Genomic DNA, 26,026 nt, shown 5'->3' with positions numbered 1-26,026 from the left:
TCTAACTTTATTGGGTCAGTTCAGAGGATAGGGCTTTTCATATTCTTACTCTACTAGACGAGTAAATTGAATCACCTTTTGTTCATTTTCTACTACATATTCAACAAGTATTTGCTTACCTTCCTCTAATCCTTCAAAGAAAGGAATGGCAACTTCAGAGAGTCGCATAGCTTCTGTTGCTCCATCAAGATTTTTCACTTCAATAGAATGAAGATCAATTTGTCCGACATAAGTGACTTCTTGTGATTCCACTACTAATTTCCCGGTTGCTCCACTTATAGACTCTCCAGCCCATTCATAATTAGTCTCGACCTTAAGGTTTTCTAATCCATCTGCTGTAGACCAAACAATCAATTTATAAGAACCGGCAGGAACTCCTGCAAGCTCTTCTTGAAGATTTAAGGGTATGGCCAACTTTTCACCCGGCTGTAGCTTCTTCTCCTGGATCTCTTGTACAAACATTTTATTTGCGGAATAAGTGTATATTACTTCCTTTGCTTCATTTAATAGCTGAAATTCAATTTGTTGCCCACTTGACATAGTTAGAACAGCTTCTTTTTCTGCACCATTTATGATGATGAAGGAAGCCTCTCCATCAGCTAACACGTTAAGCTGAGTAGATATTTTGTACTCTTGGCTACCTGTCGAGGAGTCTACATCACTCGTACCGCAACTTGCTAATGTAAATAGGGTTACAGCTAATAAAAATAACCAAGGGATTCTTTTTAATTTATTCATTTTGACACCTCCTGTTTAAAAATTAGACCATTTTTAAGGCAGAAAGTTACACTAGTTGTAGCTTTTTTGTTTTCGAATAGGAACATCCTAACCATCTAATATGACGAGGCATGATATTTATGAAATATATAGAATGATTATTTTAATGTACAAAATATATTTGGAAGAAGGGAATAGGAATGGGGAGAGTAATTGGATTCGAACTAAATAGTCAAGATCCTAAAAAAGCAGCAGAATTTTATTCGGAAGTTTTTGGTTGGGAAGTTGCTGAACCACATTGGGACTATTGGGCAGTTACGACTAGAATGGATGTTAACTCAGGAATTAACGGAGGAATCGGTAAAGGAGCATATGATTATCCTCATGGCACTCGTATTCAAATTGAAGTGGAATCAATTGATGAGTACATAGCTAAATCTAAAAATAATGGTGCAGTAATTGTGAGGGATAAAATGGAATTCGATGAATTTTACCTTGCCTACTTGGTAGATCCTGTCGGTCTGGGGTTTGGTTTAATTTAAAAAAAATAAACCGTGGACAAATTGCTTCCTAAAAAAAAGTGGAAAGTGGGATAAGAGATGTCTTCTATATTTAAGAGAATTGATACTGTATTTTTACAAGTAAGTGATTTTGAGCAAGCGATCAAATGGTACGGTGATGTGTTAGGGTTTAAGCTTAGATGGAAAGATGATAAAGGTGGATATGCTGCTTTAGACATTGGTGAAACACTTCTTACGTTAGTTCGAACAAACAACAACGAGAAGCCTGTGAGAAAAAACAATCATATTTCTTTCAACTTTTATACTTCTGAGATCGAGCAAGCGTATCAATATTTAGTGCAGAACGATGTAAATGTTGAACCGATAATTGAAGATAAAGACGTTAAATGGTTCAAATTTCAGGATTTAGAAGGAAATGATTTAGAGGTATGTTATTTTAAAGAATAGTTACTTTCAAAGAGGCGCTAAAATCATTTTCAGACCTATGCAGGTAATTCGAATGGGATTATCGATGAAAAAGCTGTCCGTTATTTTGGACAGTTTTTTTGCGTTTAATTTCAGCTAATTTCTTATGGATTTACCTTTTTCTAAATAAAATAGATGCGCACACTAAGAAATATTATAGTTTCTTAAGAATTTCTTCAGATTTATACTAATGGAATGTTAAGAAATCAAGGTTACAATAAGAAACATAAGAAAGAGATGTGAGGAGGCAAGAAGATGACCCAGTTTACTGTTTTAGTAACAGATGATGACCAGGATATTCGAGATGGAATCGAAATTTACCTAAAAAATGAAGGGTATAACGTGTTAAAAGCTGCGGATGGATTAGAGGCTCTTCAATTAATAGAAGAAAATGAAGTTCACGTCATTGTGTTAGATATTATGATGCCTAAAATGGACGGAATTGCAGCGACCTTTAAAATAAGAGAACAAAAAAATATCCCAATCATTATGTTAAGTGCGAAAGCAGAGGATTCCGATAAGATCCACGGTTTATCGGTTGGAGCGGATGATTATGTGACAAAGCCTTTCCATCCAATGGAGCTTGTAGCAAGGGTAAAGTCACAGCTAAGACGTTATACAAAGCTAGGAACCTATCAAGGGCAGCAATCTGTGATTGAAATTGATGGGCTTATGTTAAACCAAGAGGCAAAGGAACTTAGTGTAGATGGGGAAACCGTAAAGCTTACGCCAATAGAGTTCAAAATAACAGAGTTGCTCATGACCAATGCAGGTCGCGTTTATTCCATTAATGAAATATATGAAAGAGTCTGGAATGAACCTGCTTACAACGCGGAAAACATTGTAGCGGTACATATTCGTAAAATTCGAGAAAAAATAGAAGCAGATCCTAAAAATCCGAGGTACTTGAAGGTGGTGTGGGGCGTTGGCTATAAAATCGACAAGTAAAGTGAATTTACTTTTATCCATGGTTGCAATTATATGTGGAGTGCTCTGTTTATCTTATTGTATAACCAATCTTGTTCCTATTTTTGAAATTAAGGAAAGCTTTATCGAAATTATCCGATCGATGAAAGGGGGAGTAGCTGAATGAAACATCCTATAATGAAAAATATAATCATTAGTATTTTGGCAGTTATAATGATTTGCGGACTTTTTACAGTAGTAGATGAGGGACAAAATTATATAGGTAAAAATTATTTTGATAGTGATAGCTTTCAAGTGGAATTAGAAAGTTTTCAATCCTCTATTGTTCCGTTAGTTTTAGCGGTTCCGGATAAAGAGGATGTAATGAAAAATATTACTGTGACAAGAGATGAAATAGAAGAATATCGGTATCGGTATGGAGGTCTACAAGAACAATTAGACTCTATTAGATTTCAATATGAAGGAAGAACTGATGAAGAATCAATTGAAGAGCGTAATAAAAAAATGGCAGATATTACGAAAAACTTCGAGGATAATGCTTATGTTGAAAAGAAAATCCTTATAGAAAAAGAAGAAAAGATTGAAGAATACTTTCGAACAATTGAAAGAGAAAAAAATAATTTCTTAAATACAAACGATGACTATATTTATGACTTGAAAAATATAGAGACAGGTGAACGTTTTACTAATGGGGAAGTAAATTCAAAAAATGCCTTTACAAAATTGTACTCAAGTAAAAATGGGTATTTAAAAGAAAATGTTATATTTCAAAGCGGAGAACTATCATGGGATGTGACTAACTTAATAGGAAATAAATTTGCTCGATTTGAAGGAACAGTCGCTATTTCGGAAGCAAGTATTTTAAGTGGTAGCAGAGAAGATGAATATAAATATTTTATAGTTAATCAACGAATCTTTTATGGAGTACTAGTAGTAGGAGTATTGGCAGCAATTGCATTTGTTTTATTATGGAAAAGAAACAGCAAGAATTTTAGATATGAGAAAGCCGAGCAAAAGTATAATAAGTATCCAATTGATGTTAGACTCGCATTATTCTTCATAAGTATTTATGTGGCAATTTTGTCTGCGAGAGAAATAATACAGTACGTTTTATATTACAAAGGATACGATCTTATTATTCTGGCACCTATAATTGCAATAATTTTTACAGCATGTACATTGTATCAATGGACATGGCTACGTGCTGGAATTGGTCATGTTGATTGGAAACAAAGTTTAATTTTTAGCTGGGGAAGATCACTAGAAGGATTTTTCTTAAATCGAACAATTGCGGTTCAAACATTAATCATGCTAATCGTAATATTTTTCTGGGGATTCGGGACAATGATGTTGTTTCCAATGCCAGAGGCTATTCTTATCTGGGTTCCTGCAACAATATTAATTGGGATACCAGTACTAGTGTTTTTATTATCGAGAATGTCCTATTTAAACCGTGTCATCGTAAAAACAGAGGAAATGGCAAAGGGAGTTCTTCGAGGAGAATTAGAAGTAAAAGGGAAATCACCAGTTGCACATCATGCGGCTAATCTAAATCAGCTTCGGGATCGAATAAAGTCTTCTCATTCGGAACAAGCAAAAAGTGAAAGACTCAAAACAGAGCTAATTACAAATGTAAGTCATGATTTGAGAACTCCATTAACTTCAATTATAACCTATACAGACTTGTTGAAGAATCCAAGCATAACGGATGAAGAGCGAGCATCCTATATTGCGATTTTGGATAAAAAATCAATGCGTTTGAAGACATTGATTGAGGATTTATTTGAAGTATCAAAAATGGCTACCGGTAATATAGAATTAGTGAAACAAAAAGTCGATTTAACTCAGTTGCTACAACAGGCGATCGCAGAACATCAGGAAGAAATAGATAAGTCAGAGTTAGATTATCGAGTAGCAATCGGTACAAAGCCAATAATGTCGTATGTGGATGGTCAAAAATGGTGGAGAGTACTTGATAACTTAATCATCAATACGTTAAAGTACGCCCTTCCAAAAACACGTGTTTATATCAATTTAGACCAGGTAGACGGAGAAGCAGTCTTTGTTATCAAGAATATTGCAAAGTATGAATTAGGTAACGACGTATCTGAATTAACGGAGAGATTCAAGCGAGCAGACACATCACGCCACACAGACGGATCAGGTCTTGGGCTAGCCATTGCCCAGTCTATTGTGGATTTACATGGTGGTAGTTTACGAATGGAAGTAGATGGCGACTTATTTAAAGTTACCGTTACTATAGCAGCGATATAATGGTAAAACGAGAAATCCAGAGATGGGTTTCTCGTTTTTTGTTAGCCACATAGATTTAGTTGGAATTTTGGAGTGTTTAGTTGGAAAAATGGATGCTTTAGTTGGAATCTTAGCGCATTTAGTTGGAAAGTTCATTTTCCGCGAAGAAATCGGGCGATTTTCGTTAGATTCTCTAGGTGCAGGAGCGGTTTTTGCTAGCCACATAGATTTAGTTGGAATTTTGGAGTGTTTAGTTGGAAAAATGGATACTTTAGTTGGAATCTTGGCACATTTAGTTGGAAAAACAGCTTACTTTAGCGGCTGTTGGCCCCCATGACTTCGAGTCTCTGTAAAATATAGTATTTAGATTTAAAATCATTAACCGGGTGAAGATTAAGTTTTTTTAATAGATAGTTGGCTGCGAATTTGTCTTTGAGTTCTAAGAAATAGACACATTCACGGTTAGTAATAGTATTTTTGACAAGGTAAAACCAGTCTTCTATTGCTTGGGTTTGCATAATTATTTTAGAAGTTTTACATGTTGGACACGTGCTAGTGTTATTAATTTTATTAAAGCATTTTGGACAAAACAATCCCGTTTTTATTTGCGAGAGTTCTAGTGGATAAGTTTGAGCTATAGGTTTAGGGGTGAACTCAGTAGATTTAGAGAGTAGGCTATTTAGAAGTTGATGGAATTTAGTTGTAGAAATGATATCTGAATATTGATTATAATTGTTGATGTATTCAGATATATCACAACCCATTACAATGGTCGTATCTTTTGGAGGAAGTACGACATGTGTTTTAGAGTAAGCGAGAACAATAAGGCTTTTAATAGGTATATCTATCTTTAAAGAATTTAATAGGGTTTGCAAGTTATTGACGTGTCGTTTTATTTGTTGCTCCGGACATTTAAAAGCTGTAGATTCTTCGTCAAGAACACGAATTAACTGGTCGGGATTTTTTTGGAACAACAATTTGCCCCGTATATTTTTTTATTTCCAAAACAGCGATGTATTTTCTTGTGAGGATAAGCGTGTCTACCTGTAGATAATTATGCGGGCTAATTGGGATATGGAGGTCCTTTAAAATAGCGTAATGTTTGGGGAAGTTTACTTGTTTTAAGAAATTGTCAACGTACGACTCTCCAGCATAACCAGCTTCAATTGCTCTAATTTTATTTTCAATTTCAAGGCAAGTAGGGTGGTTTATAGGGAGTCGCCGAAGCATGCGCTTGTATATAGCGACTGTTTTAGGTAGATTTCGTGGTATATCTATAGAAAACCCTCCTTATGTTTAGTAAGTAATGCATTGAAAGTACCATTTTTCTAGTAATATCACAGTAAAAGATACAATAGTCTGAAAAAAGGGGTTGAACAGGAGAATGGAAACACTAAATCAATTGAATTTTACAAGAATTTATACATTGGGGAGAATCAAACAGAGTAAAGAGAGTGCTTGGGACATAAAACCAAGTGGATTTAACAATACGATTCGATGGAATGTCGGCCATATTTATGTGAATGGGGAAGTGCTCACGCAAAAAGCAATTCCATCTTACGAAATCTTACATCCAGAATGGTTACCTCTCTTTGTTCCAGGAACTAACCCAGATGAATGGGATACCGAGCCTCCAACGATGGAAGAACTAATGAATGCATTAAAGCTACAATCCGATCGAATAAAGGCAGTAATTGAACCTAATTTACATAACCAATTAGTAGAACCCATGTCTATTGGCAATCTACATCAAATGGATACGGTGGATGCACTTATGCAATTTATGATTTGGCATGAAGGAGTGCATGCTGGAATTATTCACGCTTTGAACCGTGCAACGACGGAGTGAGGGATGAAAATATATATTATAGGATCCGTTGGTAGTGGTAAAACAACACTAGCTCGAAAAGTAGCCTGCAAGCTTCAAGTAACACATTTTGAAACGGATAATTTTGTGTGGACACGACAACTAACCGGTGATATACGAAATGAACCGGAAGTTCGGGATCATTTGCTGCTAGAGGTGATTCATCGAGACGCTTGGGTGATAGAGGGCGTCCATATCGATTGGACCGATGAAGGCTTACAAGCGGCAGATCAAATCGTTTTTTTAGATATTCCATTTAGGATAAGAAGAAGGCGCATCGTACTTCGATTTATACGTCAATTACTTAAAATAGAAAAAGCAAACTACCACCCGACATTTACCATTTTTCGTCGGATGTTCAAGTGGAATAAATACTTTGAAAATGAAATGAAACCAGCGTTTCTAGTAAAATTTAATAAATATGAGAAGAAAGTGCATTGGCTTCAATCAGATAAAGAAGTAGAGGGCTGGTTGAACCAATTAGAAAGAGGATGATGGAATTAGCATTATCCTCTTTCCATGTAAAAAGGAGATACCTATTGGTTATCCCTTTTTCTTTAACATTTCTATTTCATTTACTAGATAGTCTAACTTACTCTGTATGTCGGAAAGCTGCTCCTTTTGTTCTTGGCTAGCTAGGTTCACTAATTTAGCTTCTTGTTCTTCTTTCTCTTTAGCTTGAGCCAGTTCTGATAAAGCAATACCTTCGGCAATAGCTACGATTACATACCCTAGTGTGAGAACGACAGTCCCAATAAATTCAACAGTGGTGCTAGTTGGGATTTCATTTTCGTTATTTGGATCTTCAGGAATATACACACAAACATCCTTTACTCCGTCTTTCCATTAGCATATGATAAAAAACTCGCATACGTTATTTTTTGGATTTCACGAGTTGATGCTCGAATGCATAAATGACTGCTTGTGTTCGATCACTTACTTCAAGCTTCGATAAAATATTGCTCACATGTGTTTTTGCTGTTTTCAATGCAATATAGAGAGAGTCAGCTATGTCTTGATTTGTTTTGCCTTCTGCCATAAGCAGTAAAACTTCGAGTTCTCGATCTGTTAAGTCTTTGTGCAGTGCTTGTTCGGAACCTTGGCGCATTCGCTTCATCATTTTGTTTGTCACTTCTGGCTCTAATACTGCATCACCGTTTAACGTTTTGCGAATAGATTCAGCTATGTGAGATGCTTTGGAAGTCTTTAACAAATAGCTGATGGCTCCTGCTTCAAGTGCTGGATACACTTTATCATCATCGATAAAGCTCGTAACAACCATTACTTTTGCTTCCGGCCATTGTCGCACAATCTCACGTGTAGCTTCGGCACCATTCAAGATAGGCATAACCATATCCATTAATATAATATCCGGTTTATGCGCAAGAGCCATATCAACAGCTTCTTGACCGTTCGTAGCTTCTGCTACCACTTCCATATCGGGCTGAGCCTGTAAATAAGCAGACACACCAATACGAACCATTTCATGGTCATCCGCTAACAATATTCGAATCATCTTTATGCTCCTCTCTCTTCACTGTTCCAACTAGCTCTAAGTTTTTCTCGATTGGAAGCTTCACTTCGACAATTGTTCCTTGCGACGGAACGGAAACAACTTTGCAAGTAGCACCAATTTCAACAGCTCTTTCTTTGACATTCTCTAAGCCATATGAGCCTGTTTTAGCATCCGCCATCTCAAAGCCAACGCCATTATCTTGCACTCGAAAAATTGCTAGATTGTCACGTTCTACGAATAAAATATCGACTTCCGTAGCCTTTGCATGTCGTAACGTATTGGATAAGGTTTCCTGTGCAATTCGAAATAAATGGTCCTCTGCGCCTTTTGGTAATGAGACCTCTTCTAAGCGATATCGAATGGTAAAAAAAACTTTCTGTTGGAGCTCTAGTAATAGTTCTTCCATTCCTTGCTTAAGCGTTTTATCGTGTAGTGCTGCTGGACGGAGGTGGAGCAGTAAGGCACGCATTTCTAACTGAGCTTGTTGAACAATTTTTTCTGTTTGCAATAAATTTTTAGGAGCTTCCCCATTCTGCGACTCCTCTATTTCCACCATCGTTGAAAGAAGCATAGACGCTGCAAATAATTGTTGTGAAACCGAATCATGCAGCTCCCTAGCCAAGCGTTGTCTTTCTTGTACGATTCGTTCCTGAATAAGCTTATCTTGTGCTTCTGCTTTTTCATTTGTAATACGCTGCAAGGTTTTCCGCTGGGTCAATATGAGCTGCTCTAATTGATTGGTTGTGACATGTAATCTTTTCGAATATGCGAACTTTTTATTGTTTGGTAGGGACGTTTCTGCTTCTAATAAAGGTCTCAAGCTAGATTCTATTTTCTTTTCCTGGTCACGAACCTTTTGAAGAGTATTCAAAGAAAAACTAAAACTCATAAACGCTAGTATGATAATAATCCAAGCACCTAATGGTACTTCTGCGTAAGTAGTCTCAAGCAATGACCACCATGCATTATCGTTTGGCCAGCCCCACAGTGCATAGAGTAATAATGCTGCTAAAGCCATTAATATAATAAAGAGGGAAAAGCCTTGACCCAAAAGTATTTTCATTTACGGATCACCTCAATATCCCCAATCCATGTCGATACAGTAACGACAAGTTCAGAAGCATAGCTAACATCCTCTTGATAACCATCTTTTAATACGACCGATTGATTCCACAAACGTTGAAGCCCTCGACCAAATATATTCGCCTCTCCGATAATAGTTGCGTAATGGAGTCTCACTGGAACTTCATAAGGTACATAAATGGTAACTTTTCCAAGCGACTGGCGTATGGAAATAAAGGAAGTACCCTTTGGTAGAACTGTTTGTGTCACATCAATAACATGCTCTCCGTAAAAGCCTTGTACATGTACATCTTGCCATTCATAGGCATTAAAAGGAGTTGTTTGCGAAGAAAAAAGCTTATTTTGTATCACACTGTTTGGTGTTTCTTTATACACCGTATCGAATGGTCGAATCACTTGTTGAATCGGTTCATTTTTCCAGAGCTTATACAGTATATATGCCATAATAGCCATGAGTAATAGCCTTAAACTCCACATAGAAAAAATAGAAATTAATATTAGGATAAACCCCGTCCAAAATAAAAAACGAGTTCGTTTGCGTAAGCTAAAATAAATCATCCCAATGCCAAGAAGGACTAATACAATGCTGCCATTTCCAAAAATTGTTGCTTCAATAAACATTAGAAAAACAAAGCAAATGAGGATAAAAGCAAGCTTGTTTGTTTGATTTTCTTTCATTTGAGTATTCCTCCTTCTTCGCATAGTGAGATAAGAGGAGAAGATTTCTTCCCCTCTTATATATTAAACAAGAAAGTAAAACTATTCTACAAAGTAATTGTCTAATCTCCAGGCACCAGCCGCTCGAGGTCAAATGACAATTTCCTCCAGTGGCTGAAGAACTGCCCCCTCGGAAATTGTCATTTGCTTGTTTCTGCGCGAAGCTCGTCGCAGAGATACTCTGTCGCCACTAAACTGCGCCTTACGCTTTTCTTATAGTTTACACAATTTCTGTCTTGGATTGTGCATTTTTTTCTAACATTTCAAGACGGTGTTCCATAGAAGTTATTTCATGTTCCTTTTCTATCTTTTGACCAAGTCGTTCAATGTATTGTTCCATTTCTTGGAACGTGCCAAAGTTTTTTTCTTTTTGTTCTGGTTGTAGAATGCGATCCATTTGATGATGAGCGCGGGTTACGTTTTCTTTGCCCATCAATTGTAATTGACGAACCTTCATATCTTTAATTTTATGTTTCATTTCTTCGTATTTACGTTCTAAACCGAAAAGCTCTTCCGTTGTTTGTTGAATGCTATTTTGTAAAACGGAAGTTCTTTCGCTATATGCATTTAATTCGGCTTGAGCAAAAGCAGCTAAGTCTTCCTCGCCGCTTGCTGTAGCTAGCTCTACTTGATGCTTACGTTTTTCAACCATTTGCAATGTTTCTGCAAGTTCTTTTTCAAGTTCTTGTTTTAATTTTCCTTGGCGTTCTAACCATTTACCTGTTTGCTCTGTTTGTTTTTCCGCTTCACGAATATATTGATTCAACATTGCAATTGGATTTTTTTCCTCTTTTTTATCAAACAACTTGTGTAAGTCAGCCTCTACCGAGTATTTCAATCTTTTTAATAATGATGTCATGTTATTTTCCTCCTTATTTTGAAAGTTCGTTCCATTGTTTTTCGAAATTTACAAATGGGTCATCAGATTTTACAGCTGGTGCTGAAAAGCTAACGGGTTCGTTATTCCATTTTTTAATAACGTACCAAACACCTACGATTGCTAAAATTCCGAAGAAACCAGGCACGTTTGCAACTGCCGAAAGTAATCCTACGATTCCTACACTTGCCCAAAAGATTTTCAAAAACGTAGAATCGCTTTTAAGGTAAAAATGTATCCCTGCGTAGACGATCAAAGCAGAAACTGCTAAACCTAATAAACTCCCTAAGTTTGCAACTGCTACAACCCCTGCGATAATACCAAGTACTAATAAACCAAATTTTTTCATGTGATTGTTCCTCCTCTCGTTTGTATTTATAGCTTATCAATTCCGCTAACTTATCCAAACGGGCTAGAATATGATTTTCATATCGGTCTGGAGACTTAGTAATACTAAGACATAATCTGCTATACTAATGGAAAATACATAAATTGGAGAACTGAATATGAAAAGAATTACTGGTGCTGTAATAGCTATTCTCCTGTATTCTGCTATAGTGTTTTATTTTGGATGGGTAGTTTCTAGCTGGTTAGAAACATTCTTTCCTATAAATAAGTGGTATTTCGGTATAGTCTGGGTACTTATTGCTTATGGGTTTCTTATTGGTAGAATCAATCATAGCTTGCGGCTATTTAGTATTGCGGGATCCTACTGGATGATAATTATGGAGTATGGGCTAATTCTTTTTCCGATTGGAACAATTTTAACTTGGGTATATCCAGAGCAGGTAAAATTAATTGGTTGGATAATCTTATTCTTATTTGTTTTCATTTTTGCGTTTGGTACATTCAATGCATTTACACCAGTTGTTCGTGAGCTATCTATTAAATTACCCAAAAAGGATTCCAAGTTGGACAAGCTTAAAGTAGTAGTTGCTTCCGATTTCCATCTTGGTTTATTATCCAATAAGGCGCATTTAAAAAGGTTTGTGAAAAAAGCAAACGAAGAGCAGCCTGATTTAATCTTACTAGTTGGTGATTTAGTTGATGACGATCCTATTTGGTTTGTAAAAAAAGGTATGTCAGAAGTGATGAAGCAGCTAACTTCTACGTATGGTGTATATGGGGTACTCGGCAATCATGAATACTATGGTAAGAAAATTCCTCTATTAGTAGAAGAAATGGAAGCGTCTAATGTACATATGTTGTTAGATGAAACTATTGTGTTGGCAGAATCGTTCTATTTAACTGGTAGAGAAGATTTGACGAATAGAGAAAGAAAGCAGCTTTCTGAATTACGTCCCGAAAAAGATAATCTTCCTTGGTTTGTTATGGATCATACACCTTCGAATTTATTGATACCTGAAACGGAAGGGGTAGATTTTCATGTTTCAGGTCATACGCATAGAGGACAAATGTGGCCAAATCATCTTATTACGAGAAAGGTATTTGAGCTAGATTATGGGTATAAACAAAAAGGAAGCTTGCATGCGATTGTATCATCCGGTTTTGGATTTTGGGGTCCGCCTATTCGCTTAGGTAGTCAATCGGAATTATGGGCAGTAAACATTAAGCTAGAGGACGTGAACAAATAATGGAAGCATGGATTTCGGACTGGCTTAGTCAGTACGGTTATTTTGGTGTATTTTTCTTAATATTAATTGAAAATATCTTCCCTCCAATCCCATCAGAGGTGATTTTAACGCTCGGTGGGTTTATGACTACAACAACAACAATGACAAAGCTTGGAATTATTATTGCATCTACTTCAGGGTCCGTTGTTGGAGCAGCTCTTTTATATTGGATTGGCTCACTTTTAGACGTAGAACGTTTAGAGAAGATTGTACAGAAGTACGGAAAAATTTTAAGACTGACTATTAAAGACATTCATAAAGCAGATGCATGGTTTGATAAATATGGTGTTTGGGCAGTCTTTTTCGGTAGACTCGTGCCACTTGTTAGAAGTTTAATATCCATTCCAGCAGGGATGTCTAATATGAAGTTTGGCTTATTCCTCTGGTTTACGACATTAGGAACTTTGATATGGAACACAGTGTTAGTATCAATAGGAGCAGCAGTCGGAGAGAATTGGGATGAAATAGTAGGGTATATGGATATCTACTCGAACATAGTGTATATTATCTTAGCGATAGTAGGTATTGCATTTCTTGTTTGGTATTTTAAAAAACGTGACTAAGGAGATCTTATGGAATTTCTAGAATTATTAAAAGCGATTATATTAGGGTTTGTTGAGGGTATGACAGAGTTTGCTCCTGTTTCTTCTACAGGGCATATGATTATTGTTGATGATATGTGGTTGAAAACGGAAGAATTTTTAGGTCAGTATTCTGCGAATACATTTAAAATTGTCGTTCAGCTTGGTTCTATTTTAGCTGTAGTGGTTGTTATGTGGAAACGATTATTTAGTTTAGTAGGATTATATAAGATAGAAAGCGAAAATTCGAGCAAGCGTTTTAATTTACTACATGTAATCGTTGGTATAATTCCTGCAGGAGTATTAGGAGTATTATTAGAAGATTTTATTGATGAAAATTTATTTGGCGTAGAAACAGTTATATACAGTCTAGTTGCAGGTTCTATTTTTATGATTATTGCGGATAAATTTGGTCCGAAAAAACCGTCTATCAATAGCTTGGATCAAATTACGTATGCTAAGGCATTTAAAGTGGGATTAGTACAATGTCTGTCTTTATGGCCAGGATTCTCTCGCTCAGGTGCAACTATTTCCGGTGGGGTACTGTTTGGGATGGATCATAAAACAGCAGCAGATTTTACATTCATCATGGCTGTTCCAATTATGGCAGGGGCAAGTCTAGTGTCTGTGGTAAAAAATTGGGAAGAGATTAATATGGGGGATATGGGCTTTTATGCAGCAGGCTTTATCAGTGCATTTGTATTTGCGCTAATTTCCATCAAATTTTTCTTAAAACTAATTTCTCGCATCAAATTAATGCCATTTGCAATCTATCGTTTAGTGATAGCAGCAATTTTAGCAGTTATCGTATTTATGTAATAAAAGGGCAGACATTTTGAATTGTCTGCCCTTTTATTATGACTAAAGAAAGACACGTACTTTATTCCTATGTACAAGTTTAAACACAATATGATAGGGTATATAAGTGAATATAACACAACATATAGTATTTGAACGATAATTAGGTACCTTTATGGTTTAAAAGGGAATTCGGTGAAATGCCGAAGCTGTCCCCGCAACTGTAAGTGTGGACGACTGTTGAAATAGCCACTGCGAGAAATCGTGGGAAGGTCGACAGGAGGGTGAAGCATGAGCCAGTAGACCTGCCTTTTCATCGGTGAAGCAACACTTTCTTCGGGGGTTGAGAGGTGGGGGCGAAGGACTCTATCTCAATTAATTTTTAGATGTCTTGTTGTTTCCTACTTTTTTAATGTGAGCGATGACTCAGCCGAAGAGGCTTGGGACATCGCTTTTTTGTGTCCTTAAGCAACTATCACTCCAGCAGAACCCATAATCAAAACAAGGAGGAAATAAAAATGACATCAATTACCTTTACAGAAAAACAGGAGGTACTCCACCATTTAGTAAAAGAATTCGGAGAAGACAATATGGCACCACTCATTAAATCACATGAAAGATGGATGAAGAAGAATCCGGAGGGTACCACCTCTGCTTGGTCTAAGTCGATGTCTTTGGAAGCATTAAGTTTTTTAGATGAACAAGAAACGTATTGGACTTTTGTTGCGGCGCGCATTCATTTGGCACATGTATATGAACAAGTCGCTAGTCAAAGAAAAACAACATCTAATAATGTTTACAGTAAATTTGCTAGCAATGTACAACTCCAAGCTGCTAATGGAATTTACGACATTCGTTTGACGGAAGCCTATTCGTTTGATGAATTACAACAGTTAGCAGAAATAATTGTTCCAGAGAGAGATTTTTTATTTACATATATTGGTGTTAAAACTTTACTCGATCGTTATGTCGCAAGGGACTTTGACAAATCAATTGTTGAACTTCCACAAGAACGTTGGCTAATCATTGCAATGACGCTAATGAAAGAAGAAAAAGAAAATAGAATTGGCAAAATAAAAGAAGCATATTGGGCAATGAGTAACCTTTATATGACTGTAGCAACACCAACACTTTCAAATGCTGGAAAGCCACATGGACAGTTATCTAGCTGTTTTATTGATACGGTTGATGACAGTCTTCAAGGGATATACGACAGTAACACAGACGTAGCGACCCTTTCTAAATTCGGTGGCGGAATCGGAGTATATATGGGGAAAGTGCGAAGTCGAGGGTCGTCTATTCGAGGTTTTATAGGAGCATCTAGTGGTGTACTTCCATGGATTAAGCAATTAAACAATACGGCAGTTAGTGTGGATCAGCTTGGTCAGCGTCAAGGTGCGATTGCTGTTTACTTAGATGTTTGGCATAAAGACATTTTTACATTTTTAGATTTACGCTTGAACAATGGAGATGAGCGTCTTCGTGCACACGATATCTTTACAGGGGTATGCTTACCGGATTTATTTATGGAGAAAGTAGACGCACGAGAAGAGTGGCACCTATTTGACCCGCATGAAGTACGACAATTAAAAGGCTATTCCCTAGAGGATTTCTACGATGAGAAACGTGGCGAAGGTTCTTTCCGAGAAAAATACGAGGAATGTGTGAATGATTATCGATTATCACGCGAAACTGTTCCAGCAATAGACTTGATAAAACGTATTATGCGTTCCCAGTTGGAAACAGGGGTACCATTTATGTTTTACCGAGATGAAGTAAATCGTAGTAACCCAAACAAGCATGAAGGAATGGTTTATAGCAGTAATCTATGTACAGAAATTTTTCAAAATCAAAGTGCTACCTCTTTTGAGTCCATTCAATTAGAAGACGATGTGATTGTGACAAAACGTAAAGCGGGGGATTTTGTAGTTTGTAATTTATCTTCTATTAATCTAGGACGAGCGGTTCCAGAAAATGTATTGGAGCGTTTGATAAAGATCCAAGTGCGTATGCTCGATAATGTAATTGATTTAAATATGATTCCGGTACCTCAAGCGCAACGTACAAATGCTCGTTATCGAGGAATTGGCCTTGGTACATTCGGTTGGCATCATTTGCTTGCTCTAAATAGTATCCGCTGGGAGTCAGATGAAGCAGTTGAATTTGCTGATAAACTTTATGAAAAGGTTGCTTTCTTAACGATTCAAGCTTCTGCCGAACTGGCGAAAGAGAAGGGGGCCTATCCTTTATTCGAAGGGTCAGATTGGCAAACTGGAGCCTATTTTGAAAAACGTCAATACGAGGGACAAGAATGGAATGAACTGCGTAAGGAAGTCACTGAAAATGGAATTCGAAACGGCTATTTAATGGCAGTTGCACCTAACTCATCCACTTCAATTCTAGCAGGAAGCACGGCGAGTATAGATCCTATCTTTCAAAAGTTTTACTCCGAAGAGAAGAAAGATTACAAAATTCCAGTTACTGTACCAGATTTAAATTCGGAGACTACGTGGTTTTATAAATCAGCTTACTTTATTGATCAACACTGGACTTTAAAACAAAATGCTGCACGTCAACGCCATATTGACCAAGGTGTTTCGTTAAATTTATATGTTCAAAACTCAATAAAAGCAAAAGAATTACTTGATTTACACTTAGATGCATGGAATAGCGGGCTGAAAACAACTTATTACGTTCGATCAACTTCAGTAGAACTAGTCGATTGTGATTCTTGTTCAAGCTAAGGGGGAAAAGTTAATATGCAATTAGAAAAAAGAAAATTAATGGATAAAGAAGCGCCAAACCGTTCTACTAGTATCGTAAACGGCCAAAGTTCCAATATATTAAACTGGGACGATGTACGATTTAATTGGGCATATCCAAAGTATAAAAAAATGCTTGGAAATTTTTGGACCCCTTTTGAAATTAATATGAGCAATGATATTAAGCAATTTTCGGGGCTAACAGATAATGAGCGAGAAGCATTCTTGAAAATAATTGGTTTGCTTGCCCTTTTAGACAGTGTTCAAACAGACTTTGCAGGAAAAGTAGCAGACTTTTTGACTGACTCTAGCTTGAATGCATTGATGATTATTCTAGCGCAGCAGGAAGTGATTCATAATCATTCATATTCATATGTGCTTTCTAGCTTAGTTTCCAAAGATGAGCAAAACCGTGTATTTGATTTCTGGCGCACAGAGCCTGTTTTGCAAAAGCGAAATGACTTCGTTTTAAAAGGGTATGAAGAATTCGCAGAGCAGCCGGATGTGGATAACTTACTGCGCTCTGTTGTATATGATGTCATATTAGAAGGGTTGTTTTTCTATTCGGGCTTCTCATTTTTCTATCATCTTGCCAGACATCAAAAGATGGTCGCTACGAGCACAATGATTAACTATATCAATAGGGATGAACAGTTGCATGTTGACTTATTCGTAAAGATTTATAAAGAGTTATTAACAGAGTATCCACAATTTGATACTCCTGAGCGTGCGAGTGAAGTGGAGGAGATTTTCCGAGAAGCAGCACAGCTCGAGGTCGACTGGGCACGTGAGGTAATCGGTGATAAAATAGACGGTTTAGATATAGAGGACGTGGAAGAATATATTTATTTTTACGCAAATGTACGATGCAACCAGTTAGGCTATGACCGTCCATTCCCCGAATATCGCAAAAATCCATTAAAGTGGATCAAAGCTTATGAAGAAGTAGATTTAGGAAAAACCGACTTTTTTGAACAAAAATCTCGACAATATGTGAAGGTAAATGTGCAAGATAACGGATTTGATGACTTATAAGAACGGTTTTTGTTTTATCAAAAAAGCATCCATCAATCATTTTTGATTGATGGATGCTTTTAGTTTTCTAACTAACTTACAGAAGTGGGCAGTATGATCGTTACAATTGTTCCTTTGTCACTTGACTCTACATGTATTTGTCCGTCGTGTGCTTCCACAAGCTGTTTCGTTATAGCTAGTCCTAACCCGGTTCCTGATACTTCCGAAGTGGTATTTGTTCCACGATAGTAGCGGTCGAACAGGCTTTCAAGCTCTTCCTTTGGAATTCCCTTTCCTTCATCCCAAATAGTTAATTGAACAGTATCTTTCATTTGGTCTACTTTTAAATATACTTTTGTTCCTATAGGGGTATGCTTTATCGCATTTCCGACTAAATTATCGAGAACTCTTTCGAATAATTTTGGATCAATAAAAACATGTGCATGGTTGTCTCCTTGGGGGTCTTGTATATCTCCCCAAACAGAATTTTTAACATACATCTTAAGAAAACTTAAAAGATTCACATCGACTTTATTGATAGCAATTGCATTATTTTTTAATTGATACGTGTATGTTAAATCTTCTATTAAAGCATCCATATAGTTCGACTTCTCTTGCATAGTCTTTGCAAAATTTTTAACTTCTAGATTTGACCAGTCATAATCATCAGAAGCAAGCATAGTGGAATATCCATAAATAGAACTAAGTGGTGTTTTTAAATCATGTGACAAACCAGTAATCCAATCTTCGCGTAACTTTTCAGTCTGCATTATTTTTCGCTCATTAGCTTCTAACGTATTTGCTAATCTGGAAAGTGATCGATCAATGTCTTCGTATACACGATATTTTCGTTTAAAACGTCCGGTCTTTTTAGTTCTTAATCTACGATCATCTAAAGGTTTATAGTCTTGCTCGGCTAACTTTTCGATACGTTTAAGAAAAAATAAAACAGGTCGGCCAAAGCGATTCCCAATCCAAAAAGAGAATAAAATAGTAAAGAAAAAAAGAATGAGGTGAAATAAAAGAAGTCCTATTCCAAACTTTTTCATCCCATCTAAAAATGCGGGTTCAAAGGGATAATAATTTGAATTATTCATTCGGACGACAGCGATGGTACCATCTTCAAGTATTTCTGAAGCAACAACTTCTTTTCTTTCAGAATAGTTATGGGAACTAGCGAGTATTTCAATCCCACTGAGTGCTTGTTTTTTGTCACCATAAACAACTTGTTTTAGTCTACCTTCTGTCGTATAGATTTCTAGGCTTGCGTCTGCATCATCTAGTTTCTTTTTGGTTTCATGCGATAAACTTCCGATATTTTCTTGAACTATCATAGATAATAACTGTGTGGCAGGATGTTTTTCGATAAATACTATATATAAGCCATCGCCTTGTTCCCAAACAAAAGCCTCTTTTGTTTTTGTCATTGCTACAAATTGTGATAAAGTGTAGCTTTCACAGCAATTACTGTTATTTTCTGAACTAGCTAGGACTTTGCCATTCTTGTTGATTAATTGAACAAGTCCTGTATTTTCATGCGCTGAATCTATTAACTTTTGAGATAAATGATAGACCCCATTTGAATCCTTGGTAAAATCGGACTCAAGTTCAAATGCATCTAATTCACGAATATCAGAGTAACTATTGCTCTCGATTAGATCATAAACAAAATATACTATCAGTCCGATAGACACAATAAGTAATACACTATAAAAGATAACAAAATATGCTAAAAATCGTGTAGTCATTTTCCCTGATAAACTCATACTAATTCTCCTTACTAATGAGTTTGTATCCGACTCCACGGATAGTTAAAATAAGTTGAGGGTTACCTGGGTTAACTTCAATTTTTTCTCGTAGCTTTCGGACATGAACCATTATCGTGTTATCATCAATAAAATGCTCTTCTCCCCATACTTGAGAATAAATTTGTTCTTTTGAAAGGACCTGCCCAGGATGTTCGCAAAAGAATTGGAGTAAATGAAAAAGTTTTCCGCTTAAAACAGAAGTATCTTCTGCTACAGTCAATTCAGCTGCTGCTACGTTCAATTGGAACCTACCAAAGTCAAACACTTGCTTCGATAAAGGCTTTAAGAAGGAGGAGGTATACCGTTTCATCTGCACTTTTACGCGAGCTGCGAGTTCCATTGGATTAAATGGTTTGGTAATATAATCATCGGCTCCGTACATGAAACCACGAAGCTTATCTGCATCATTTGCTTTTGCTGTTAAAAAAAAGATTGGTGCATCTGATTTTGTGCGGACCTTTTTCGCTAAATCTAGTCCAGTTCCATCTGGGAGCATAATATCTAATATCAATAGATCATAATTATTATGTGAAATGAGTAAGTCTGCATCTTTGTAATTTGTACATACATCAACATGGGTAAATCCTTCTTTTTTTAGAATTATATCAACCATATCTCCGATAGCCTGTTCATCATCCACTACTAATATTTTCGCATCTAACACCAATAACCACTCCAAAATTTAAGAATATTTTAAGGTACGTTTCATTCTGTCATAAGCTTTCTATTTTATACTAACAAAGGAGTGATACGAAATTCTAGGGGGATTTGTTTTAAATGGAAAGAGTAAAATTGATTGATAGTTTAAGAGGGCTTAGTCTATTCGGTATATTACTAGCTAATATGCTTATATTTCAGTATGGAATATGGGGAAAAGATGAAATTTCTTATTTTTCTCTCTCGGGTATGGATACATGGGCATATAAGTTTATAAAAATAGCAGTAGAGGGTAGCTTCATGCCAATTTTTACTTTCCTTTTTGGTTATTCACTTATTAAGATGGTTGAATCTTTAAGAAATAAGGAAGTAAAAGTGAGATGGCATTTAATTAGACGATTCATATTGCTAATAACACTTGGGATTTTGCACGGGACTTTTTTGTGGGAAGGAGATATTTTAGCATTTTACGGATTTATGGGTTTCTTTTTATTGATGTTTATAAACAGGAAGAAAAAAACACTTATTATATGGGGAGTTATTTTGTTCCTTTTAACAAGTGCTATGGGCTATGGAATTTTAGAAGAAACAAAAGAAGAAGTAGAAAAATTATCTTCCTATATTGTTAAAACAAATGATATTTATAAAAACGGAACCTATGAAGAGATTAAGCATCATCGAAATACCGAAAATCCGCTAGTATTCGAAGATAAGTACTTTATTTTTTTCATAGTAATTCTAGCCCCATTTATGACAGCTCCACTATTTTTGTTTGGGATGGCTGCAGCAAAAGGGAACCTGTTTACCAGACCGCGAATGGAACAAAAATGGTATAAAGTCGGAGCGATACTTTTACCAATTGGTCTTGCGTTAAAGAGTGGTAGTATACTTCTTCAAGAAAATGCTTGGTCTGCTATCTTATTAAATCTTGGTGCCCAGCTTCTTTCTGTAGGATATATTTCTCTATTTGCAATACTATTTACTTCATTTTCTAATTCTATCGTATTTCGCAGTTTTGAAAGTGTCGGAAAGCTTTCTCTAACAAATTATATTTCGCAGAGTCTTATATGTACAACCATATTTTATGGATACGGTTTAGGAGTTTTCGGAGACTTCGGAATGTTAAATAGTATAATTCTAGGACTCGTAATCTTTGCTGTGCAATGTCTAAGTAGTACATTGTATTTGAAAAAATTCCGTCGCGGACCGCTAGAAATAATAATGAGAATCTGGACCAATTTTTCATGGAATGGGTCAGTTAGAAAAAGTAGGAAATTATTGAAAAAGCGAGTAGAACTTGAAAACACCCCGGTTTAATAAACCAGGGTGTTTTGTTTCTTATACTTTAAGTTAAATCCACTCTAGAATCTCCATTCTGTTTCCAAATGGATCGTGTATATAAATTCTATTTGCACCTGGCAGATCATAATCAACAATATAGTTAATTTCTTTATTTGTTAAATGCTCTTTTAATGATTCAAGATTTTCAATCTGGAACGCAGGATGTGCTTTTTTAGCTGGTGCGAATGGTTCCTCAATGCCTATATGAATTTGATAATTACCAAATTCAAACCAAACACCGCCCTTTTTCTTTAAAGCTTCTGGCTTTTCTATTTCTTTGAATCCTAGAACCTCACCAAAAAACTGTCTAGCAATTGGTTCTGAACCTTTTGGAGCAGCTAATTGAACATGATCGATAGATTTAAAGATGAATGACATGACAAGTCCTCCTTGTTTCGTTCTACTTTCATCATATGCTCCAAACAGGCATTTGAAAATTTTATAGTAATTATTGTTTGGTATAAGAAAAACTTATGTCATAAGCGTCATGTGGACATAAATTTTTGTAGTATCCGGTCAGAAATTGTCCTATACGGTTATAAAAATTTTTATGCGGACGGAAATTTGTTTATACGGTCAGAAATCCATCTTATCCGGACACAAACGCCACAATTCCTACATTTTCAACAAAATTTTATTTACTGTATTTTGATTACGTGCTGTAGATACCATACCAAGCTTCTTCTCAAAAAAGGTGTTCGTAAATTTCGTTTGATGATAATTCTTCGAAAGATTAATGATAATATTTTTTCGATTCCATACGACAAATTCATCATCTATTAAGCTGTCGAGTAATGCTTGCTGTTCATCTGATATTTCATTAGCTATAAACATGACATATACTTGTTCTTTTAAGAAAATGGGGTGCTGTTGTATCTCTTCCAACTCTGCTTTGTTCCTTATTACAACAGGTATGTCAAAGCCGTAAGTTTCAAACAACTCTCTTTCCATTTCAAGAATATCATAAGCTGTATTATCAAAAATGACATTTCCGGTCTGTATATAAGTCCGCACGTTTTCATAACCCATTTCTTCAAAAAGAACCTTCAATGATTTCATATCCACTTTATTTTTTGCACCCAAATTAATACCACGTAGTAAAGCGACAAATGTCATTCTCAGCACTCCCATCCTCAAATAAAAAACTCCTACTTTTATCTTATCTAAATAAAAGTAGGAGTAAATAATAAAAATGATTAACCTAACCAAAATTTGTTTGTGCAGCTTAAAACTAATACCAATAAAAACAAAGTAACTATTATAGCGTCTACTTTCCCAACGGTAATTACGTGAAAATAACTACTTCTGCGTTCACCAGTAAAACCTCTAGCTTCCATTGCAAATGCGGCTCGTTCCGCTTTCCGAACAGCACCAGCAAGCATTGGAATCAAAACTCTCCGAATGCCAAACAAACGTTGAATGGCATTTTTCTCGCGCCCGACCCCTCTTAACCTATGTGCTTGCCCGATCTGTGTAAATTCGTCTTTCAAAACCGGTAAAAACTGATAACCTACCATAATGCCATAAGCAATTTTAGGAGAGAGTCTTAATTGTTGCATCAAACTCAACACAAACGTCACAGGATTTGTCGTCAACGCAAACATTAAGGACAAGCTAGAAAATGCTAATACACGAAAGCTTAAGGACATTGCCTGATTCAATTGTGTTTCTGTAAATTCAATACTCCACAATGACCAAATAACTATTCCCGATTGATCTTCGGAAAAAACAAGTGTAGTCCAGAAATAACCGATTGCAGTTATAAAAAATGGAAGCATGAATAACGACCACTTCTTCCAATTAATCCGGCTAAACAATATTTGCAGCACAAGCACTCCACCCCAAAATACAAGGGGAGTCCAAGGGTCAAAATAAAATGCCATCGTTAACATACAGACGGTTATTAATAAAAACTTCACGGAAGGATTCATTTTATGCAAAGCATTTCTCATAACTTAACAATCCTTTCGGAGGAAGCAAATGGTGCTCCAATAATAAACGTTCATTTTTCCAAACATCACTCGCTGGAAACTTCCCAGTTAAACGTCCATCGTTCATCAGTAAAATCGAATCGGCTAGACAGTAAGCAAATTCCATATCATGTGTAACGATGACAAAAGTTGCCCCTGAACGAGCACGCTCATCAATTAATTGAAATAACTCAGATAATGCTGCAGCATCCTGACCAGATGTAGGTTCATCCATTAAAATAACCTCTCGTCCGTCACATAGCATCGCGGCAATAGCCACTCTACGCTTTTGGCCGTGACTTACTGCAAAGGGATGTGCCTCTGATACTGACTGGAGCTGCAATCGAGTAAGTATTTCTTCTGCATTACTGCCTCCGCCATAAGCTACTTCATCACGTACACTTTTCGTAATAAATAAAAACTCGGGAGATTGCGGAACATACCCTAAAAAACTTGGTTCCACCTTTCCGCTAGTGGGAATTAACTGACACAGTGCCTTCAACAAAGTGGACTTACCGCTACCATTTGGACCTGCTAAAACAGCAATTTCCCCTTGCTTTAATGAAAAAGAGGTTTCTTTTAAGAAGGGCTGAGCCTTTATTTTACTGACAACTATTGATACATCTTCTTTCAAGCTGTTTTTTCTTCTTTCTAAGGGGGAACTCGACTTTCCTTGAATTAATGGAATACTTCTATCAAAAAATTCTCCCCATAAATCCAAACGATGCTCTATAGCAACTATTGTCATTTTTCTTTTCATTTGTAAACGATCCAACCACTCAACATATTTTTTCGCAGCATATGGATCTAAATGAGAGATTGGTTCGTCTAGCAACAAAACTTCAGGCTCCATGATGAGTGCACAAGCAGTTGCAATGCGTTGTTTTTGACCGCCAGAAAGCTTTTGAATAGTAGCATGTCGAAATTCACTCAAGTTAGTTAGCGTAAGTACTTCACAAATTCTTTTGTCCATTTCTTCCTTGGGAACATGCAAGTTTTCAAGGGTGAATGCTAGTTCTTCCTCTACAGTTTGCATGCAAAATTGTGCATCGGGATCTTGAAAAACAGTCGCAATACGATGATTTATTTCCCCGGGAATATATGAAGTACTTTCTTTTTCAAATAATTTAACAGAGCCAGTTAAAATTCCATCGCAATTATCAGGAAACAAGCGATTACATAAATAAAGTAATGTCGTCTTTCCACAACCACTTGGACCTGTAATTACTACACGTTCACCAGCTTGAATAGTAAATGTAAGCTTGTTCAATATCCATTTGTCCTCATCGGGATAACGAAAACTCACATCTGTAAACTGAATTATGTCATGCACGAACATCACCTTTATTCGAGCGAGAAATTGCATAGCCTCTAAGCGAACCAGTAGCAAGTAGTCCGTCCGACAAAGCTTTACCACCAACACCAGCTATAAGTGCACCGCTTAATATTCGAATACCGAACATCAAAGCCACATATCCAGTGCTAAATACAGTAAACCCTCCTAAAAAGTAACCATATACAAAACTGAAAACGGATGATCCGATACCTGCAAGCATCAGTACCCAAAGGTCGAAACGTTTATAGCGTGTTGCGGCAAACACTGCTTCGGCACCTAGTCCTTGAATAACCCCTGAAAGTATTAATCGAGGTCCTACAGCATTTCCTAGTAACACTTCAATCGCCGCTGCAATCGTTTCTGAGATGACAGCTGCACCAGGTTTACGAATGATATACATACAAATGATTGATACGATAAACCAAATACCAAAAATCCACTCATATGCTATCGGACCAATAAATCCTGACCAAATATTACCGATATGAACAAATAATAAATATACAATCCCAAACACAACAGCAAATAAAGACATAAGGACAATCTCTTTTAACTTCCAAGACTTAAGCATTCAAAATACCTCCATGCGAAGGACTATTTATACTCATCGAAACAGTCATTACCAAATGCTTATATTCTTCTGAGCGAGCATGTGTGAATGTTTCTTCGTAAAATGCAAACACATCATGAATATCCCCGTGAATACCACTTGCATAATGCATGGATTCATTGAAAACACCTCGTTCTTTTGCACGCTCAACCTCTCTATAAATCACATCCATATAATTTGGGTTATTCATCGGATAAAGTGCAAATTGAGATGACACATATTGCTTTGTCGTGTCATTATTTGCAACATCATCTCCTTTATCTAAATAGACATCCCCAGCAGTATCTCCAGGGCAGCCAGCAGAAAAGGTACCCGATAAAGCAATGTGAACACCTGTCTTAGCTGCATGCAGTGTAATTGACTTTGCGACATTGAACACATGTACCTGTTTTCCGCGAATGACAGTTGATACATCGTCTGTATGCATCCACACATTCGATGTATCCGTTTCCCGAAGCGCACCTTTAATTACTGAAATAAAATCATTGGTCATCGGATGTAAAGAAAAACGAAATCCGACGATAGGGCTTAAACCACATTGCATATAAAAAACCTCCTAAAATTTTTCATAA

Annotated in this window: 31 protein-coding genes and 1 riboswitch; of the genes, 14 read left to right on the top strand and 17 right to left on the bottom strand. The window is 36.4% G+C overall.

Going from position 1 to position 26,026, the window contains the following annotated elements; all coding sequences use genetic code 11:
- Positions 1-45: 45 nt before the first annotated feature.
- Positions 46-738 carry a BsuPI-related putative proteinase inhibitor gene (locus AM499_RS15005; protein ID WP_053590971.1) on the bottom strand — a complete coding sequence of 231 codons (693 nt, stop codon included), beginning with the start codon at positions 736-738 and terminating at the stop codon, positions 46-48.
- Positions 739-917: 179 nt separating this feature from the next.
- Between AM499_RS15005 and AM499_RS15000 the strand changes: the two genes are divergently transcribed.
- The 6 genes from AM499_RS15000 to AM499_RS14980 all read left to right on the top strand — a co-directional run bounded on the left by AM499_RS15000 (position 918) and on the right by AM499_RS14980 (position 5,220).
- Positions 918-1,259: a VOC family protein gene (locus AM499_RS15000; protein ID WP_053590970.1), complete on the top strand. Its 342-nt coding sequence runs from the start codon at positions 918-920 to the stop codon at positions 1,257-1,259.
- A 57-nt stretch (positions 1,260-1,316) separates the two neighbouring features.
- Positions 1,317-1,685 (top strand): VOC family protein, encoded by a 369-nt coding sequence (locus AM499_RS14995; protein WP_053590969.1) that lies wholly within the window; start codon positions 1,317-1,319, stop codon positions 1,683-1,685.
- A gap of 273 nt (positions 1,686-1,958) precedes the next feature.
- A complete protein-coding gene (locus AM499_RS14990) occupies positions 1,959-2,651 on the top strand; it encodes a response regulator transcription factor (protein WP_053590968.1) in 693 nt (230 codons plus the stop codon).
- Positions 2,629-2,796 (top strand): hypothetical protein, encoded by a 168-nt coding sequence (locus AM499_RS21720; protein WP_156316807.1) that lies wholly within the window; start codon positions 2,629-2,631, stop codon positions 2,794-2,796. The genes AM499_RS14990 and AM499_RS21720 overlap by 23 nt, the downstream gene beginning before the upstream one ends.
- Positions 2,793-4,904 carry a sensor histidine kinase gene (locus tag AM499_RS14985; protein WP_053590967.1) on the top strand — a complete coding sequence of 704 codons (2,112 nt, stop codon included), beginning with the start codon at positions 2,793-2,795 and terminating at the stop codon, positions 4,902-4,904. Before AM499_RS21720 ends, AM499_RS14985 begins: the two co-directional genes overlap by 4 nt.
- A 22-nt stretch (positions 4,905-4,926) precedes the next feature.
- Entirely contained in the window at positions 4,927-5,220 is a 294-nt protein-coding gene (locus AM499_RS14980; protein ID WP_053590966.1) for a hypothetical protein, read from the top strand.
- On the opposite strand, the gene AM499_RS14975 is transcribed toward AM499_RS14980, so the two are convergent.
- Both AM499_RS14975 and AM499_RS22080 read right to left on the bottom strand, forming a co-directional pair.
- A complete protein-coding gene (locus AM499_RS14975) occupies positions 5,198-5,857 on the bottom strand; it encodes an NERD domain-containing protein (RefSeq protein WP_231687474.1) in 660 nt (219 codons plus the stop codon). The genes AM499_RS14980 and AM499_RS14975 overlap by 23 nt on opposite strands.
- Positions 5,817-6,113, bottom strand: coding sequence for a nuclease-related domain-containing protein (locus AM499_RS22080; protein WP_231687473.1), 297 nt, complete (start codon positions 6,111-6,113; stop codon positions 5,817-5,819). Before AM499_RS22080 ends, AM499_RS14975 begins: the two co-directional genes overlap by 41 nt.
- A gap of 154 nt (positions 6,114-6,267) precedes the next feature.
- Between AM499_RS22080 and AM499_RS14970 the strand changes: the two genes are divergently transcribed.
- Positions 6,268-6,732 (top strand): DinB family protein, encoded by a 465-nt coding sequence (locus AM499_RS14970; protein WP_053590965.1) that lies wholly within the window; start codon positions 6,268-6,270, stop codon positions 6,730-6,732.
- 3 nt (positions 6,733-6,735) lie between these two features.
- Positions 6,736-7,245: a P-loop NTPase family protein gene (locus AM499_RS14965; protein WP_053590964.1), complete on the top strand. Its 510-nt coding sequence runs from the start codon at positions 6,736-6,738 to the stop codon at positions 7,243-7,245.
- Between the two features lie 48 nt (positions 7,246-7,293).
- Here the strand turns inward: AM499_RS14965 and AM499_RS14960 are convergent, their stop codons facing one another.
- The 6 genes from AM499_RS14960 to AM499_RS14935 all read right to left on the bottom strand — a co-directional run bounded on the left by AM499_RS14960 (position 7,294) and on the right by AM499_RS14935 (position 11,292).
- Complete coding sequence (locus AM499_RS14960) at positions 7,294-7,569, bottom strand: hypothetical protein (protein ID WP_053590963.1); 276 nt, start codon at positions 7,567-7,569, stop codon at positions 7,294-7,296.
- 55 nt (positions 7,570-7,624) lie between these two features.
- A complete protein-coding gene (locus tag AM499_RS14955; protein ID WP_053590962.1) occupies positions 7,625-8,266 on the bottom strand; it encodes a response regulator transcription factor in 642 nt (213 codons plus the stop codon).
- Complete coding sequence (locus AM499_RS14950) at positions 8,241-9,329, bottom strand: sensor histidine kinase (RefSeq protein WP_053590961.1); 1,089 nt, start codon at positions 9,327-9,329, stop codon at positions 8,241-8,243. The genes AM499_RS14955 and AM499_RS14950 overlap by 26 nt, the downstream gene beginning before the upstream one ends.
- Positions 9,326-10,027 (bottom strand): cell wall-active antibiotics response protein LiaF, encoded by a 702-nt coding sequence (liaF, locus tag AM499_RS14945; protein WP_053590960.1) that lies wholly within the window; start codon positions 10,025-10,027, stop codon positions 9,326-9,328. The genes AM499_RS14950 and liaF overlap by 4 nt, the downstream gene beginning before the upstream one ends.
- Before the next feature lie 259 nt (positions 10,028-10,286).
- The gene (locus AM499_RS14940; RefSeq protein WP_053590959.1) at positions 10,287-10,925 is read right to left on the bottom strand and encodes a PspA/IM30 family protein; all 639 of its coding nucleotides are present in this window, start codon (positions 10,923-10,925) and stop codon (positions 10,287-10,289) included.
- Positions 10,926-10,938: 13 nt separating this feature from the next.
- Positions 10,939-11,292, bottom strand: a complete 354-nt coding sequence (locus tag AM499_RS14935) for a lmo0954 family membrane protein (protein WP_053590958.1) — start codon at positions 11,290-11,292, stop codon at positions 10,939-10,941.
- Between the two features lie 157 nt (positions 11,293-11,449).
- On the opposite strand from AM499_RS14935, the gene AM499_RS14930 reads away from it, so the two are divergent.
- The 5 genes from AM499_RS14930 (at position 11,450) to AM499_RS14910 (ending at position 17,753) form a co-directional block, all read left to right on the top strand.
- Positions 11,450-12,538, top strand: a complete 1,089-nt coding sequence (locus tag AM499_RS14930) for a metallophosphoesterase (protein ID WP_053590957.1) — start codon at positions 11,450-11,452, stop codon at positions 12,536-12,538.
- Positions 12,538-13,140 carry a DedA family protein gene (locus AM499_RS14925; protein ID WP_053590956.1) on the top strand — a complete coding sequence of 201 codons (603 nt, stop codon included), beginning with the start codon at positions 12,538-12,540 and terminating at the stop codon, positions 13,138-13,140. The genes AM499_RS14930 and AM499_RS14925 overlap by 1 nt, the downstream gene beginning before the upstream one ends.
- A 9-nt stretch (positions 13,141-13,149) precedes the next feature.
- A complete protein-coding gene (locus tag AM499_RS14920; protein WP_053590955.1) occupies positions 13,150-13,977 on the top strand; it encodes an undecaprenyl-diphosphate phosphatase in 828 nt (275 codons plus the stop codon).
- 127 nt (positions 13,978-14,104) lie between these two features.
- Positions 14,105-14,283: riboswitch (cobalamin riboswitch) on the top strand.
- A gap of 131 nt (positions 14,284-14,414) precedes the next feature.
- Positions 14,415-16,700, top strand: a complete 2,286-nt coding sequence (locus tag AM499_RS14915; protein ID WP_269432356.1) for a ribonucleoside-diphosphate reductase subunit alpha — start codon at positions 14,415-14,417, stop codon at positions 16,698-16,700.
- A 15-nt stretch (positions 16,701-16,715) separates the two neighbouring features.
- On the top strand, positions 16,716-17,753 hold the full coding sequence (locus tag AM499_RS14910; RefSeq protein ID WP_053590953.1) for a ribonucleotide-diphosphate reductase subunit beta: 1,038 nt from the start codon (positions 16,716-16,718) through the stop codon (positions 17,751-17,753).
- Positions 17,754-17,824: 71 nt separating this feature from the next.
- On the opposite strand, the gene AM499_RS14905 is transcribed toward AM499_RS14910, so the two are convergent.
- Both AM499_RS14905 and AM499_RS14900 read right to left on the bottom strand, forming a co-directional pair.
- Complete coding sequence (locus tag AM499_RS14905) at positions 17,825-19,498, bottom strand: sensor histidine kinase (protein WP_053590952.1); 1,674 nt, start codon at positions 19,496-19,498, stop codon at positions 17,825-17,827.
- Between the two features lies 1 nt (position 19,499).
- On the bottom strand, positions 19,500-20,204 hold the full coding sequence (locus tag AM499_RS14900; protein ID WP_053590951.1) for a response regulator transcription factor: 705 nt from the start codon (positions 20,202-20,204) through the stop codon (positions 19,500-19,502).
- 113 nt (positions 20,205-20,317) lie between these two features.
- Between AM499_RS14900 and AM499_RS14895 the strand changes: the two genes are divergently transcribed.
- A complete protein-coding gene (locus tag AM499_RS14895) occupies positions 20,318-21,514 on the top strand; it encodes a DUF418 domain-containing protein (RefSeq protein ID WP_053590950.1) in 1,197 nt (398 codons plus the stop codon).
- A gap of 33 nt (positions 21,515-21,547) precedes the next feature.
- Here the strand turns inward: AM499_RS14895 and AM499_RS14890 are convergent, their stop codons facing one another.
- From AM499_RS14890 to AM499_RS14865, 6 genes are all read right to left on the bottom strand, one after another.
- Positions 21,548-21,916, bottom strand: coding sequence for a VOC family protein (locus AM499_RS14890; RefSeq protein WP_053590949.1), 369 nt, complete (start codon positions 21,914-21,916; stop codon positions 21,548-21,550).
- 237 nt (positions 21,917-22,153) lie between these two features.
- Positions 22,154-22,654, bottom strand: coding sequence for a DUF1697 domain-containing protein (locus tag AM499_RS14885; RefSeq protein WP_197275561.1), 501 nt, complete (start codon positions 22,652-22,654; stop codon positions 22,154-22,156).
- Positions 22,655-22,734: 80 nt separating this feature from the next.
- On the bottom strand, positions 22,735-23,490 hold the full coding sequence (locus AM499_RS14880; RefSeq protein WP_053590947.1) for an energy-coupling factor transporter transmembrane component T family protein: 756 nt from the start codon (positions 23,488-23,490) through the stop codon (positions 22,735-22,737).
- A complete protein-coding gene (locus AM499_RS14875; RefSeq protein WP_053590946.1) occupies positions 23,471-24,847 on the bottom strand; it encodes an ABC transporter ATP-binding protein in 1,377 nt (458 codons plus the stop codon). Before AM499_RS14875 ends, AM499_RS14880 begins: the two co-directional genes overlap by 20 nt.
- Entirely contained in the window at positions 24,834-25,415 is a 582-nt protein-coding gene (locus tag AM499_RS14870; protein ID WP_053590945.1) for an ECF transporter S component, read from the bottom strand. The genes AM499_RS14875 and AM499_RS14870 overlap by 14 nt, the downstream gene beginning before the upstream one ends.
- Positions 25,408-25,998: a YkoF family thiamine/hydroxymethylpyrimidine-binding protein gene (locus tag AM499_RS14865; RefSeq protein WP_053590944.1), complete on the bottom strand. Its 591-nt coding sequence runs from the start codon at positions 25,996-25,998 to the stop codon at positions 25,408-25,410. The genes AM499_RS14870 and AM499_RS14865 overlap by 8 nt, the downstream gene beginning before the upstream one ends.
- Positions 25,999-26,026: the final 28 nt, after the last annotated feature.

Source organism: Bacillus sp. FJAT-22090, from assembly GCF_001278755.1.
In the GTDB taxonomy this organism is placed as follows: Bacteria; Bacillota; Bacilli; order Bacillales_A; family Planococcaceae; genus Psychrobacillus.
The sequence above is the reverse complement of the archived record's forward strand: the minus strand, read 5'-3'. Positions and strand labels throughout refer to the sequence as shown.